The sequence below is a fragment of the Fuscovulum ytuae genome, from assembly GCF_029953595.1.
GTDB classification, from domain to species: Bacteria; Pseudomonadota; Alphaproteobacteria; order Rhodobacterales; family Rhodobacteraceae; genus Paragemmobacter; species Paragemmobacter ytuae.
In genome coordinates this window covers 931467-944334 of sequence record NZ_CP124535.1, presented here as the reverse complement: position 1 = coordinate 944334, position 12868 = coordinate 931467, and the positions used below count along the sequence as shown (strand labels likewise).

Annotated in this window: 12 protein-coding genes and 1 tRNA gene; 5 read left to right on the top strand and 8 right to left on the bottom strand. The window is 63.4% G+C overall.

Features of this window, described 5'->3' with window-relative positions:
* Window positions 1-42 precede the first annotated feature (42 nt).
* On the top strand, window positions 43-429 hold the full coding sequence (locus QF092_RS04665) for a hypothetical protein (RefSeq protein ID WP_281468079.1): 387 nt from the start codon (window positions 43-45) through the stop codon (window positions 427-429).
* 60 nt (window positions 430-489) lie between these two features.
* On the opposite strand, the gene dddP is transcribed toward QF092_RS04665, so the two are convergent.
* Window positions 490-1833, bottom strand: coding sequence for a dimethylsulfonioproprionate lyase DddP (dddP, locus tag QF092_RS04660; protein WP_281468077.1), 1344 nt, complete (start codon window positions 1831-1833; stop codon window positions 490-492).
* 125 nt (window positions 1834-1958) lie between these two features.
* Between dddP and QF092_RS04655 the strand changes: the two genes are divergently transcribed.
* Window positions 1959-2741, top strand: coding sequence for a heme-dependent oxidative N-demethylase family protein (locus QF092_RS04655; protein ID WP_281468075.1), 783 nt, complete (start codon window positions 1959-1961; stop codon window positions 2739-2741).
* Between the two features lie 6 nt (window positions 2742-2747).
* Here QF092_RS04655 and QF092_RS04650 read toward each other — a convergent pair whose 3' ends face one another.
* The 4 genes from QF092_RS04650 to QF092_RS04635 form a co-directional block, all read right to left on the bottom strand.
* A complete protein-coding gene (locus QF092_RS04650) occupies window positions 2748-3644 on the bottom strand; it encodes a hypothetical protein (RefSeq protein ID WP_281468073.1) in 897 nt (298 codons plus the stop codon).
* A 243-nt stretch (window positions 3645-3887) separates the two neighbouring features.
* Window positions 3888-5021: a hypothetical protein gene (locus QF092_RS04645; RefSeq protein WP_281468071.1), complete on the bottom strand. Its 1134-nt coding sequence runs from the start codon at window positions 5019-5021 to the stop codon at window positions 3888-3890.
* A gap of 230 nt (window positions 5022-5251) precedes the next feature.
* Complete coding sequence (gene glnA, locus QF092_RS04640) at window positions 5252-6661, bottom strand: type I glutamate--ammonia ligase (RefSeq protein ID WP_281468069.1); 1410 nt, start codon at window positions 6659-6661, stop codon at window positions 5252-5254.
* Window positions 6662-6736: 75 nt separating this feature from the next.
* A complete protein-coding gene (locus QF092_RS04635) occupies window positions 6737-7075 on the bottom strand; it encodes a P-II family nitrogen regulator (RefSeq protein WP_281468067.1) in 339 nt (112 codons plus the stop codon).
* A 174-nt stretch (window positions 7076-7249) separates the two neighbouring features.
* Here QF092_RS04635 and QF092_RS04630 point away from each other — a divergent pair, with 174 nt between their 5' ends.
* The 3 genes from QF092_RS04630 (at window position 7250) to tig (ending at window position 10522) form a co-directional block, all read left to right on the top strand.
* Complete coding sequence (locus tag QF092_RS04630) at window positions 7250-8848, top strand: NAD(P)H-hydrate dehydratase (protein WP_281468066.1); 1599 nt, start codon at window positions 7250-7252, stop codon at window positions 8846-8848.
* Between the two features lie 229 nt (window positions 8849-9077).
* Window positions 9078-9162, top strand: a tRNA-Leu gene (locus QF092_RS04625).
* Window positions 9163-9187: 25 nt separating this feature from the next.
* Window positions 9188-10522 (top strand): trigger factor, encoded by a 1335-nt coding sequence (gene tig / locus QF092_RS04620; RefSeq protein ID WP_281468064.1) that lies wholly within the window; start codon window positions 9188-9190, stop codon window positions 10520-10522.
* 52 nt (window positions 10523-10574) lie between these two features.
* Here tig and QF092_RS04615 read toward each other — a convergent pair whose 3' ends face one another.
* The 3 genes from QF092_RS04615 to rpsR form a co-directional block, all read right to left on the bottom strand.
* Window positions 10575-11513 carry a DMT family transporter gene (locus QF092_RS04615; RefSeq protein ID WP_281468062.1) on the bottom strand — a complete coding sequence of 313 codons (939 nt, stop codon included), beginning with the start codon at window positions 11511-11513 and terminating at the stop codon, window positions 10575-10577.
* 519 nt (window positions 11514-12032) lie between these two features.
* Window positions 12033-12605 (bottom strand): 50S ribosomal protein L9, encoded by a 573-nt coding sequence (gene rplI / locus QF092_RS04610; RefSeq protein WP_281468060.1) that lies wholly within the window; start codon window positions 12603-12605, stop codon window positions 12033-12035.
* A gap of 12 nt (window positions 12606-12617) precedes the next feature.
* Complete coding sequence (gene rpsR, locus QF092_RS04605) at window positions 12618-12845, bottom strand: 30S ribosomal protein S18 (protein WP_023666208.1); 228 nt, start codon at window positions 12843-12845, stop codon at window positions 12618-12620.
* Between the last annotated feature and the right edge of the window lie 23 nt (window positions 12846-12868).

Below are 12868 nucleotides of genomic sequence, written 5' to 3'. Positions count from 1 at the left end.
GCGGCGCGGCCTTTGTGCTAGGGTGGCGGGCAAGGGTGAGGCGTGTCGCGCCCCCCTTATGCCGGGATGGGGCGGGTGGCAAGCTTTGGGGAGGTTGGGGTGCGCTGGATCGGGGTCGTGGTGGCGCTGTGGCCGATGGCGGTCGCGGCGGATGGGTGGGAGCGGCTTGACGGTGCGGGCGTGCGGGCCGCGCTGGAGGGGCGGGTGTTGGTCTATGAGAATGGGACCATGCAGGATTTCCGCGCGGATGGCCGGACGCTTTATGGCGCGGAAAGCTGGGGGCGGTGGCGGGTGGAGGGGGACCGCTACTGTTCGGTCTGGCCGCCATCGGACCGTTGGGCCTGTTATGACCTTGAACGGGACGGGGCGAGGCTGCGGTTTCTATCGGATGGCGGGGAGGAGACGGTGGGGGCTTACGGTGATTTGTAAGGAAAAGGCGGGGCCATCCCCGCCTTAGGTGCCGCTTGATGGAAGAGCATTGCCCCCGACCTAGGCCCCCATCAGCGCCTTGTCGAAGGGATAGCTTGTTAAGTTTTCACATCCGGTTTCGGTGATAAGCACCTGATCTTCCAGCTTTATCGAGAAATTTCCACCTTCGGGGCTGACCAGCGCCTCGACGCAGATCGTCATGCCGGGTTCAAGGACGGCATCAAAGGCGCCTTCCATCCAGCCATCGGGATAGGTGACATAGGGCCATTCATCGCAGAGCCCGACGCCGTGCATTTTGCAGGAATATTTCTGTTTCCAATATTGGTCATCCAATTGGTGCCCGCCGAACGTCAGTTCGCGGATCGACACGCCGGGTTTCAGCCGCGCCTGATGGTCGCGGATATGATCCAGCGCGTGGGCATAGGCCGAGATCATCGCATTCGTGGGGCGTTCGTCGCCCACCCACCATGTGCGCGAGATATCGATGCAGAAGCCATAGGCACCGATCAGATCGGTGTCGAAGGCGACAATTTCGTTGTTCTGCACGATGCGCGGCCCGCATTCCTGAAACCAAGGATTGGTGCGGGGGCCTGAGGCAAGAAGGCGGGTTTCGATCCATTCACCGCCACGGCGGATGTTTTCGGCATGCAGCACCGACCAGATGTCATCCTCGGAAATGCCGCCTTTGGGGACATTTTCGCGTGTGAAGGCCTCCATCGCCGCGACCGCGCTTTCGCAGGCATGTGCCGCGCAGCGCATGGCCAGCATATCATCGGGGCCCTTGATGGCGCGGGTGCGTTCGGTGACCTCTTCGCCCTCCATCACCTCAAACCCGATGGCTTCCAAGGCGCGCAGGCCATGCACCATGATCTTGTCCACCGCAAGGCGGCGGTTGGTGCCTGCATGTTCGCGCATCACCTCATCCACCTGTGCGGCGAAGGCCTTTGCGGCAGCCTCGCCCCGGTCGCCGGTGGAGTTGTAAAAGAAGGTCGCGCCGGAGCGGAGTTCCTTGACCAGCGGGTTGAAGGTCACAAGGAAAGGCGAGTTCTTGTATTCCCACATGACCATATGGCCATCGGCGCAGAGAAGGCAGGCGCGGAAGGGGTTGTGGGTGTTCCACAACTGCATGTTGGTCGTGTCGGTGGCGTAGCGGATGTTCAGGGGATCGAACATCAGGAGGCCACCGTAATCGCGGGCATGCAGCGCCTTGACCAGCCGATCCCAGCGGTAATGGCGCATGCGGGCGAGGTCGGGCGGGGTGAGACCTGCCGCCTCCCATTCCTTGAAGGCAAGCTGGGTGGGGCCGATTTCCACCCGGTCATTGTCATTTGGGCTGCCATCGCCAAGGCGCGGGCCGCGGGTCGGGTCGATCTTGCGGCGGTCGGCGTGGTATTGGACGGTCATTGGCGATCCTCCCTTGTCTTCGGGTGATGGTGGCGGGGGGCTGGCGCCTTTGGTTGCCGGGGGGCGACGGGGCGCGTCGGTTTCAGACGCTTGCGGGTCATTTGGCAGGGCGTTAGGCATTGCCTATGCGTGCGCCCGTGCTTCAGGACAGATTGCCTCATGTGCCGTGGCTGGACCCGGCCACCGCCCGCCTGCCGGGGATGCGGCCCTGTGGGGCCGAGGATTGGCTGCGGATGGATGAGGCCTATGCCGGGCAGATGGCCGAGCGGGATTGGTTGATCGCCACACGTCAACCATTGGTCCATGCGCTTTTGCCTGAGGGGCGGGCGGCGGCGGCGGAGCTTTTGGATGCAGCGCTGGAGCTGCTGGCGCGGCGCGCGGGATTTGCCGTGGGGGCGGCGTCTGTGACGCGGCCAGATGGCGTTGTGGTGCCGGTGGATCGGGCCTTTCCCCTGATCACCTTGGGCCGTCTGGTGCAGCAGGACCTGTGCCTGATGCAAAAGCAGGGCGAAGAAAGCGTGCTGACCGGGGCGATCCTGTGCTTTCCGGCAAGCTGGACCTTGGCGCAGAAGATTGGCAAGCCGATGACGGGCATTCATGCCCCGGTGGCGCATTATGACGAGGCCTTGGCGCGAAGGGTGCAGCGGTTGTTTGACATGGTGCGGGTGGGGCAGCCGATGGAGAGGTTCAACGCGCTGGTTTATGATGACCCGACGCTGCACCAGCCCCGGCTAGAGAATGCGCGGCGGCCGCGCCCGGTGGCGCGGACCTATCTGCGATCCGAGCGGCAGGTGGTGTTGCGTCTGCCTGTGACGCAGGCTGTGGTGTTTTCGATCCATACGATCATCGTACCGATGACGGCGTTGGACCCAGAGGCCCTTTCGGCTATGGACGCAGCGGGGATCTGACGGCGGTCAGATCGTCATGCCAACCGGCGTGATCCCGAAGAAATGCGCGATCCCCAGCATCGTGCAGGTCAGCGCCATCACACGGGCAGAGGCGTTCACATCACCGCCGCGCAACAGCGAACAGGTCAGCATGGCGGCCCCCATCGGCAAGTAGACGACCATCAGCGTGACATCCAGCGTCGATGCGGCAAGGCGCATGCGGACGTTTTGCGTCGGGGTTTCCTCGACCGGGTAGAGGGCGGCGCGCACGCGGCTCAGTTCGGGGCCCAGTTCGTGGCTGCGCGTGGCATCGGGGCGCGTGTCATTGGCGGGCTGTGGGGCAGCCGGGCCAGATTGCATGGCGCGGAGGCGTTCGGCCTTGGCGGCGCGGATGGCCATTGCCTTTTCCACGAAGGAGACGGGCATGCCTTCATCCGTTTCGGGGAAGGCGCGGATGGCTTCGGCCGGGGCGGAGCGGCGGGTCATCGGGCGGGGCGTGCCGTTTGACAGATCGGGAAGGCGGTCGAACAGATCATCCACCAGATCGGTGGTGACGGGACCGGCCACCTGATGCCACAGCGTTTCGCGCGGGGCAAAGCGGGCGCGAAGGCGTTCCGCGATAAGACGGCAGAGGCCTTCATAGCGGCGACGGTCGGCGGGGTCATGTTGCCGGTTGGGGCCGGGGCCGACGGAGATCATCAGGCTTGCCGGAAGGCCGACCGCTGCCTCGCCCGTGTAGGACAAGGTAAAGCGCACAGCATCAAGGTCGAGGATGGCGACGTCGTCGCAATCCCAGGTTATGTTGCGCCGTCCTGCACCCGACCGTTCGAGTGCGGCATCCAGTTCCTTGACCAAAAGCGCCAGATTGAGCGCCGGGTCACGATCGAACACGAACTGGGCGATGGTGCTGTCATCGAAAGCCATCGACCAACCCTCCTTTTCCCGTTCTGCCCCCCACGGGCGTCGCGTGTTCTTAAGGATGAAGATGAATTGTGCCGTTTTTCGGATCAGTTTGTGGAAATCGGTCTGATCAGTTGGTGAAGATGCCCAATTGTTGCCCCGATTGACCCCGTTCCGGCGGAAAGCCGCCGATGGGTGGGGCGTTGTGTCGGGAACGAGAACAGAGCAGGCGGCGCAATCATGGGATGAGTCGCGCAGATCTGGATGTTACAAGAAGGGAAGACTGTCGATCGGAATGGCGATGGCCGCCAGCGTTGCCGCCGCCGTGGTAAGGCGCGGGGCGAAGGTGAAGGAGGGGAGGGCCTTGGACAGGGCCTTGGACAGGGCCTTGGACAGGGCCATCGGCAGTGCCATTGGTCGGGCAGCAAGACCTGTGCGCCCGGTCTGACCCGCATTTTGGAAGAGGGCGGAGGCAAGGGCAAGCAAAGGCAAGAGCAGCGCCAGCGCCATGGCATGGATCGGCTTCCGCGCCGGTTTGGCGACGGCGGTGGCCTCTGCCTCGTCAGGGCTGGGGGTGTAAAGGATGTCGCGCAGGTCGCGGAGGCGGTCGCGCAGCGGGTCTTGGATCTGCGGGGCAGGGCGCGGCGTGCGGTTGGCATCCGATGGCGTCAGATGGCGCACGGGGCGGCGCGGCATGGGCACGCCCTCGCCACGGGTGACCACGGTGTCAAGCGCGGCCATGGTCGGGGCGGTTTGGGGGCCTGCGTCGGGCTGCACTGTCGGGGCCGGGGCCACGGCTTCGGGCGCATCATCGTGCCAGAGGTTGCGTTCCACGGGGGAAAGCGTTGCCTCTATCGCAGCAAGACGGGCAAGGGCGCGGGCGCGGCTGCGTTGCAGGCGCGGGTCGACATTCGGCCCGTCAAGCACGCTGTCTTCAAAGACGCCTTCGAAAAGGTCAAAGCTGGGGAGCGAGACAGGGGTTGCCTCATCCGTGCTGCGGGCGGCGGTGAAGCGGAGCGGGCGGCGCGGCGTGACGGGGCGTGCCTCGGCATCTGCTGTGGCATCTGGAATGGACAGGTCAGGGGTGGCCTCGGCCTCTGCCGGGGCGGCGGGCGAGGTGAAATTGCGGGCTGCCTCGGCGCGCAGGTCGGCCAGCGGCGGCACTGGGATCGGCGGCAGATCGCTGGTGGGAAGATGGTCGAAGAAGGCCGGTTGCATGGCGGCGGTAAAGGTTTCGCCATTCTGCCGTTCTGCCTTATGAACGGGGCTGGACCCGGATTTGGCGACGGCGTCCTGCCGCCCGTCGCGCAGGGCGGTTGCGCCCATCAGACTGGCGGGGAGGGAGCGACGGATCGAGGCAAACTCGGGCACCGAAACGAAAGAGGCATCGCAATCAAGCATGGCAGCATTCCCCTGTTGTTTGGGGAAGGCAAACACCGAATCGTGTCCATAATTTGGCCTTTCTGTGGACCGGTTCGCGGCAATACCTGTATTTGTTGGGATCTGAGAGCGATTTAGTGTTCGTTAATGTCAAGAAACCGCCCGTTCGTCGCCCCCCCACTATGTCGGAAAAAAGTAAAGGGCCGCAGATTGCGGCCCTTTTGCGATGATTGTGGCGGCCAATCCGGGGATCAGCAGCTGTAATACATCTGGTATTCCACCGGATGCGGTGTGTGTTCGAAGGCGTAGACCTCTTCCCACTTGAGCGCCATGTAGCCTTCCAGCTGGTCCTTGGTGAACACGTCGCCTGCGAGCAGGAATTCGTGGTCCTTTTCCAACTCTTCCAGCGCCTCGCGGAGCGACCCGCAGACGGTGGGGATGGCGGCCAGTTCTTCCGGCGGCAGATCGTAAAGGTCCTTGTCCGAAGCCGGACCCGGATCGATCTTGTTCTTGATGCCGTCAAGACCAGCCATCAGCAGCGCCGAGAAGGCCAGATAGGGGTTGGCCGACGGATCGGGGAAGCGAGCCTCGACGCGCTTGGCCTTGGGCGATTCCGTCCACGGAATACGGACGCAGCCCGAGCGGTTGCGGGCGGAATAGGCGCGCAGAACCGGGGCTTCGAAGCCGGGGATCAGACGCTTGTAGCTGTTGGTCGAGGGGTTGGTGATCGCGTTCAGCGCCTTGGCATGCTTCAGGATGCCGCCGATGAAATAGAGCGCTTCTTGCGAGAGGTCGGCATATTTGTCGCCCGCGAAGAGCGGCTTGCCGTCCTTCCAGATCGACATGTTGACGTGCATCCCCGAGCCGTTGTCGCCCTTGATGGGCTTGGGCATGAAGGTCACGGTCTTGCCATAGGCGGCCGCAACGTTGTGGATGACGTATTTGTATTTCTGGATGTTGTCGGCCTGCTGGGTCAGCCCACCGAAGATCATGCCGAGTTCGTGCTGGCAGGTGGCCACTTCGTGGTGGTGCTTGTCCACCTTCATGCCCATCCGCTTCATCGTCGAGAGCATCTCGCCGCGGATATCCTGCGCCTCATCGATCGGGTTCACCGGGAAGTAGCCGCCTTTGAAATTGGCGCGGTGGGCGAGGTTGCCCCCTTCCATGACGGTGTCGGTGTTCCAAGCGGCGGCTTCGGCGTCGATCTGGTAGGCCACCTTGTTCGGCGACACGGAATAGCGCACGTCGTCGAAGATGAAGAATTCGGCCTCGGGGCCGAAATAGGCCGCATCGCCGATGCCGGAGGATTTCAGATAGGCCTCGGCCTTGGCGGCGGTGCCGCGCGGGTCACGGCTATAAGCCTCGCCCGTATCGGGTTCGACGACGTTGCAATGCACGCACATCGTCTTTTCGGCATAGAACGGGTCGATATAGACCGAACCCGCATCGGGGATGAGCTTCATGTCGGACTGGTCGATCGACTTCCAGCCAGCGATGGACGAGCCGTCGAACATGAAGCCTTCTTCGAAGAAGTCCTCATCCACGAGGTCGGCCACGAGGGTGACGTGCTGAAGCTTGCCCTTCGGGTCGGTGAAGCGGATGTCGACATATTCGACCTCCTCGTCCTTCATCAGCTTCAGAGCATTCTTAACTGCGCTCATCATGATGCCTTTCGGTTGGTGTGTTGCAGTGGCCTGCCCGCGCGGATGCGGGCGGGTATTCGTGTGACCGCGCCCTTAGACGGCGTCGTCGCCGGTTTCACCGGTGCGGATGCGGATCGCTTGTTCGATGGGCGAGACGAAGATCTTGCCGTCGCCGATCTTGTCGGTGCGGGCTGCGGAAACGATCGCCTCGACGGCGGCGTCGACCATGTCGTCGGTAAGGACGACCTCGATCTTCACCTTGGGCAGGAAGTCGACGACATATTCGGCGCCACGGTAAAGTTCCGTATGGCCCTTCTGGCGGCCGAAGCCTTTGACCTCGGTGACGGAGAGGCCCTGAATGCCGGCTTCCTGAAGGGCTTCCTTCACCTCGTCCAGCTTGAACGGCTTGATGATCGCCTCGATCTTTTTCATGGGCCGACTCTCCCCCCGCGTGGCTTGCCAATGACCTCTCACCATGTTCGCATGGGGGCGACAATTGCAGGCCGTTTGGATGAGACGCTTCGCCACGGGTTTCGGAGTATTGTGATTAAATTTTAAGCAATCTGACGCTCGTTTGGGCGATTTGCGAACGAAATGGGCGGGAAAATGACCGAATTGCTTACCTCTGCTCAAATGCGCGCCATCGAAGCCGCCGCGATTGCCGGCGGCGCGGTGACCGGGCTGGCGCTGATGGAACGCGCCGGGCGGGGCGTGGTGGAGGCGATCTTTGCGGAATGGCCGGATTTGCGGGCGGGGTCTTTCCGGGCGGTGGTGCTGTGCGGGCCGGGCAACAATGGCGGCGACGGGTTCGTGGTGGCGCGGCTGTTGAAGGAATGGGGATGGGAGGTGGAGGTTTTCCTTCACGGCGACCCAGAGCGGATGCCTGCGGATGCACGGGTGAATTACGGGCGGTGGGTGGAGATGGGGGAGGTTCGGCCCCTGTCGGCGTTGCGGGGCGCTGACGCGTCGCTTGCTGCCTTTGGGCCGGATTTGTTTGTCGACGCGCTGTTTGGCACGGGACTGTCGCGGCTGTTGGATGACCAACTTGTGGATATTCAGGAAAAGGTGTCGCTCGGGTGGGATGCGCGCGGGGCAATTCCGCGTTGGGTGGCGGTGGATGTGCCGTCTGGGCTTTGCGCCGATAGCGGGCGGAGTTTGGGGTGCCGTCTGCCCTGCGACCTGACGGTGACCTTCCATGCGCGCAAGCGCGGGCATGTTCTAGCAGAGGGGCCGCATTTCTGTGGTGTGGTGCGGGTCGTCGATATCGGGCTTGAAGGTGCCGGGGGCGGGGATGTGGTCGAGATCACTGCGCCAGGTCTTGGGCTGGGGAAGGGCGGTGGGCACAAGTTCCTTTATGGTCATGCCTTCGTTCTTGGCGGCGCTTCTGGTCGTGGTGGCGCGGCGCGGCTGGCGGCGCGGGGGGCGTTGCGGATGGGGGCGGGGCTGGTGAGTGTGGGCTGTCCGGGGGAGGCCTTGGTCGAGAACGCGGCGCGGCTGGATGCCGTTATGTTGCGGGTTGTGGAGGAGGGGGCTGATCTGGCGCGGGTGCTCGAGGATGGGCGGATCAGGGCTTTGTGCCTTGGGCCGGGGCTGGGGACCGGGGCGCGGGAGGCGGGATTGGTGGCTGCAGCGCTGGGGATCGGGGGCCACGTGGCCAGCGGCGGTGAGGATGTTGTGGGAGGTTCCGGGTCCGGCCCAGGACGCGGTTTGGTTCTGGATGCGGATGCGCTGACGATCCTTGCTCGGGATGGGGACCTGTTCGGGGCGCTGCATGGCGCTTGCGTGCTGACGCCGCATGGCGGGGAGTTTGCGCGGCTTTTCCCCGATATTGCGGAGCGACTGGCCACCCCTGCGGTGGCGGGGCCTGCCTATTCCAAGGTGGATGCGACGCGCGAGGCTGCGGTGCGGGCGGGCTGTGTGATCCTGTTCAAGGGGGCAGATACGGTGATTGCCGCGCCGGATGGGCGATGCGCGGTGCATGCGGCGGCCTATGATCGGGCGGCGCCCTGGCTGGCGACGGCAGGGGCGGGCGATGTGCTGGCGGGGTTCATCGCCGGGCTGATGGCGCGGGGGTATTCCCCTTTCGATGCGGCCTGCGCGGGCGCGTGGCTGCATGTGGAATGCGCGCTGGACTTCGGGCCGGGGCTGATTGCCGAGGACCTGCCCGACATCCTGCCGAATGTCTTTCGGCGGCTGGGGCTTTAAGGGGGCGATTTTTGGCACAAAAATCGCGTCGGAATTTGTCGCAAATTCCGCTTTGGGGCGGTGGCGCGGGGTCCGTTTCCTGTGTCAGGAAACGGCTCGAAATCTGCGTCAGATTTCGCTGGCATTTTCCTCTCGCATCCCCCTTGGGGCTTTGCTAGAAGGGCGCGGAATTTTCAGGGCGCGTGCGGGCCGGACCTGAGGGGACGGACGGGCGCGTTTTGGGCAGTTTGCGGGCGTGGCGGAATTGGCAGACGCACCGGATTTAGGTTCCGGCGCCTTACGGCGTGGGGGTTCAAGTCCCTTCGCCCGCACCAGGGATGAGATGAGAAGGACGAAAGAATGCAGGTCACCGAGACCCTGAACGAAGGTCTGAAGCGCGCCTACACCATCACGGTGACGGCGGCCGAGCTGGACGCGAAAGTGCAGGAAAAGCTGGTCGAGGCGCAGCCCGAGATCGAGATGAAGGGTTTCCGCAAGGGCAAGGTGCCGCTGGCGATTCTGAAAAAGCAGTTCGGGCAGCGTCTGCTGGGCGATGCGATGCAGGATGCCATTGACGGCGCGATGAAGGATCACTTTGACAAGACCGGTGATCGCCCCGCGCTGCAACCCGAAGTGAAGATGGTCGATGGCGAAACCTGGGCCGAGGGCAAGGATGTCATCGTTGAGATGTCCTATGAGGCGCTGCCGCCGATCCCGGATCTGGATTCGGGCAAGATCGTGCTGGAAAAGCTGGTCGTGAAGGCGGCTGACGCCGATATCGAAGAGGCGCTGGCCAATCTTGCGGGCAATGCCAAGAATTTCGAAGACCGCAAGAAGGGCGCGAAGGCCAAGGATGGCGACCAGATCGTGATCGACTTCAAAGGGTCGGTCGATGGCGAGCTGTTCGAGGGTGGCTCGGCGGAGGATTATCCGCTCGTCCTCGGCTCCAATTCCTTTATCCCCGGTTTCGAGGATCAGTTGGTCGGTGCCAAGGTGGGCGACGAGGTTTCGGTCAATGTGACCTTCCCCGAGGAATATGGTGCCAAGCATCTGGCCGGGAAGGCCGCTGTCTTTGCCTGCACCGTGAAAGCGGTGAAAGAACCGAAGCCGGCTGAGATCGATGACGAATTGGCCAAGAAATACGGGGCGGAAGACCTTGCCGCGCTGAAGGGCCAGATCGCCGAGCGTCTGGAATCGGAATACAAGGGCGCGTCGCGCGCCGTGATGAAGCGGGCGCTTCTGGATCAGCTGGACGGGATGGTGAAGTTCGACCTGCCCGCGCGTCTGGTTGAGGCGGAAGCCGCGCAGATCGCGCATCAGCTGTGGCATGAGGAAAACCCGCATGAGCACGGCCACAACCACGGCAATATCGAACCGACGGACGAGCATAAAACGCTGGCCGAGCGTCGGGTGCGTCTGGGCCTGCTGCTGGCCGAGATTGGCCGCAAGGCCGAAGTGACGGTGACGGATGCGGAAATGACGCAGGCCGTGCTGGCGCAGGCCCGCAACTATCCGGGGCAGGAGCGCGCCTATTTCGAATTCGTTCAGAAGAACCAGCAGGTGCAGCAGCAGCTGCGCGCGCCGATCTTTGAAGACAAGGTCGTTGATCACATCGTGGCAGGCGCCAAGGTGACCGAGAAGGAGGTTGCCAAGGACGAGTTGCAGAAGGCCATCGAGGCGCTGGACGAAATGTAAGGTTTTCCCGTTTCGGGAAGGCGGGAAGGGCCGGGGCGATACCCCGGCCCTTTTACTTTTTCAGGGACTCGCGCCAGAGGATGTAGAGACCCGCACCCACGATGATGGCGATGCCAGCCCAATCGCTGCCATTGGGCCAATCCTGCCAGAACACCCAGCCATAGATCACCGACCAGATAAGGCCGGTATATTCAAATGGGGTCACGACCGAGGCTTCGGCCACGCGATAGGCCTGTGTCAGCAGTGTAAGGCCCACGGCGGCGATGACGCCACAGGCCATCATCAGCATCAGGTCATAGCCCGACGGCATGACCCAGCCGCGCAGAAGGAAGGCGAGGGAGGGGTGGGCGTCGCCCTCCCATGCGCCGGGGCCGAAGATCGCGGACAGGATCAGCGCGCCGAGGAGGAAAACCCCATTGCCCCAGAAGGCCAGGGCGGAGGCGGTTTCGGTGCTGCCCAGACGCCGTGCGGCGATCATTGAGATGGCATAGGTGAGGCCGGCAAGGACGGGCAGCAGCGCCGCCCAGTCAAAGAGCGCGCTGCCGGGGCGGACCATGATCAGAACGCCCGCGAAACCCGCCATCAGGGCGATCCAGCGGCGGGGTCCGACCTTTTCGGCCAGAAAGAAGACCGACAGGATCGTGATGAACAGCGGGGCCGAGAAATAAAGCGCCACCGTGGTGGCCATCGGCAGGGCCGCGAGGGCAAGGTAATAGCAGGTATAGGCAAGAAACATCACCACACCGCGCCAGATCATGGCGCGCGTGCCGGGGGTGAAAAGGCTGCGCAGCCCGCCTTCCCAATGCACGAGGATCAGCAGGAAGGGGATCGCGGTGAGCGAGCGCAACAGCATCGCCTGATGCAGCGGATAGGCCCCGGAGAGCAGTTTCAGGATCAGGTCCTGAATGGAAAAGACGGCGATGCCCGCGACGAGGAAGGCGATGCCTTTCGCGGTCTGGCCGGGGAGGGGCTGGGCGATGGTGGAGGTCATTCCTGCAAGCTAGGGCCGTGCGGCGGCGAGGGCTGCTGTGCGGGCGACATGGGCATGTCGTAGGTGGCAGTCAGAGCGCGGCGAGACGGGCTGCCGTTGAGGGCATGCGGGGGAGGCTGGCGTCAAAACGCATCTGCCAATTCGGGCCGCGAGAGCGTGCATCCTTCCACGTATTGGGCGGGTCATCTGGACCGTCTTCGGCAAGGACGCGGATTAGAAATGACGTCAGACCAATTGACGCGGCCGCTCCTATCCTCGCGCGGGGGCGCCCCGGAAATCGCGGCGATCTGTTCTTCCCAGAGAGAAGAGATCGGGTCCAGAACGACGGCATGGGCGAGGTGGCTGTGTCGGTCCATCCTACGATGGGCAACAAACGATTTGTGGTGGTGTCCAAGGCATGTCGTTTCCCGCCAAGGACTATGTCCAACAACAGCTCGTGTTTGTTGTGCAGACTTGAATAACAGAAAAACCGCGCAGGTTGCCCTGCGCGGTTTCTATTGGTTTGATGTCGAAGGACGCTTACGCGTCTTCGGAGGCCGCACCGCCGATATCGTCGAAAAGTTCGGCGATTTCGAAATCGGCTGCGGCATCGGCTTCTGCCGCCAGTTCCTGGATCGACTTGCCCGAGGCTTGCAGTTCGGCCTCTTCGGTCGAACGGGCCACGTTCAGAGTGATACGGACGGTCACTTCGGGGTGCAGCACGACGCTGACGCTGTGCAGGCCCAGATCCTTGATCGGACGGTCCAGCACGACCTGCGCGCGGTTCACGGTGAAGCCTGCGGCGGTGGCGGCATCGGCGGCGTCACGGGTGGTGACAGAGCCGTAAAGCGCGCCCGCGTCGGAGGCAGAACGAATCACCACGAAGGCCTGACCGTCGAGCTTGGTTGCGACGGCATCGGCTTCCTTCTTGGTCTCGAGGTTTTGGGCCTCGAGCTGGGCCTTTTTGGCCTCGAAGGATTTGATGTTCGCCTCATTGGCGCGGAGCGCCTTGCCCTGCGGCAGGAGGAAGTTGCGGGCGTAGCCGTCCTTGACGTTCACGACTTCGCCCATCTGGCCAAGTTTGGCCACGCGCTGAAGGAGGATGACTTGCATGTGGGTCTCTCCTTACTTCACGGCGTAGGGAAGGAGCGCGAGGAAGCGGGCGCGCTTGATCGCCTGCGCCAGTTCACGCTGCTTCTTTGCCGAGACGGCGGTGATGCGGGACGGAACGATCTTGCCACGCTCGGAAATGTAGCGCTGCAGGAGACGGACGTCCTTGTAGTCGATCGCAGGAGCATTGTCGCCCGAGAAGGGGCAGACCTTGCGGCGGCGGAAAAACGGTTTGTTCGCCATGGTTTATGGTCCTTTCCTGGGCC

Bases quoted from the DNA above. Each gene is read 5' to 3' on its own strand.
- glnA (WP_281468069.1), bottom strand. From the start codon at position 6,661: ATGAGCGCAGTTAAGAATGCTCTGAAGCTGATGAAGGACGAGGAGGTC.
- QF092_RS04615 (WP_281468062.1), bottom strand. From the start codon at position 11,513: ATGACCTCCACCATCGCCCAGCCCCTCCCCGGCCAGACCGCGAAAGGC.
- QF092_RS04650 (WP_281468073.1), bottom strand. From the start codon at position 3,644: ATGGCTTTCGATGACAGCACCATCGCCCAGTTCGTGTTCGATCGTGAC.
- QF092_RS04630 (WP_281468066.1), top strand. From the start codon at position 7,250: ATGACCGAATTGCTTACCTCTGCTCAAATGCGCGCCATCGAAGCCGCC.
- dddP (WP_281468077.1), bottom strand. From the start codon at position 1,833: ATGACCGTCCAATACCACGCCGACCGCCGCAAGATCGACCCGACCCGC.
- tig (WP_281468064.1), top strand. From the start codon at position 9,188: ATGCAGGTCACCGAGACCCTGAACGAAGGTCTGAAGCGCGCCTACACC.
- rplI (WP_281468060.1), bottom strand. From the start codon at position 12,605: ATGCAAGTCATCCTCCTTCAGCGCGTGGCCAAACTTGGCCAGATGGGC.
- rpsR (WP_023666208.1), bottom strand. From the start codon at position 12,845: ATGGCGAACAAACCGTTTTTCCGCCGCCGCAAGGTCTGCCCCTTCTCG.
- QF092_RS04635 (WP_281468067.1), bottom strand. From the start codon at position 7,075: ATGAAAAAGATCGAGGCGATCATCAAGCCGTTCAAGCTGGACGAGGTG.
- QF092_RS04645 (WP_281468071.1), bottom strand. From the start codon at position 5,021: ATGCTTGATTGCGATGCCTCTTTCGTTTCGGTGCCCGAGTTTGCCTCG.
- QF092_RS04655 (WP_281468075.1), top strand. From the start codon at position 1,959: ATGCGTGCGCCCGTGCTTCAGGACAGATTGCCTCATGTGCCGTGGCTG.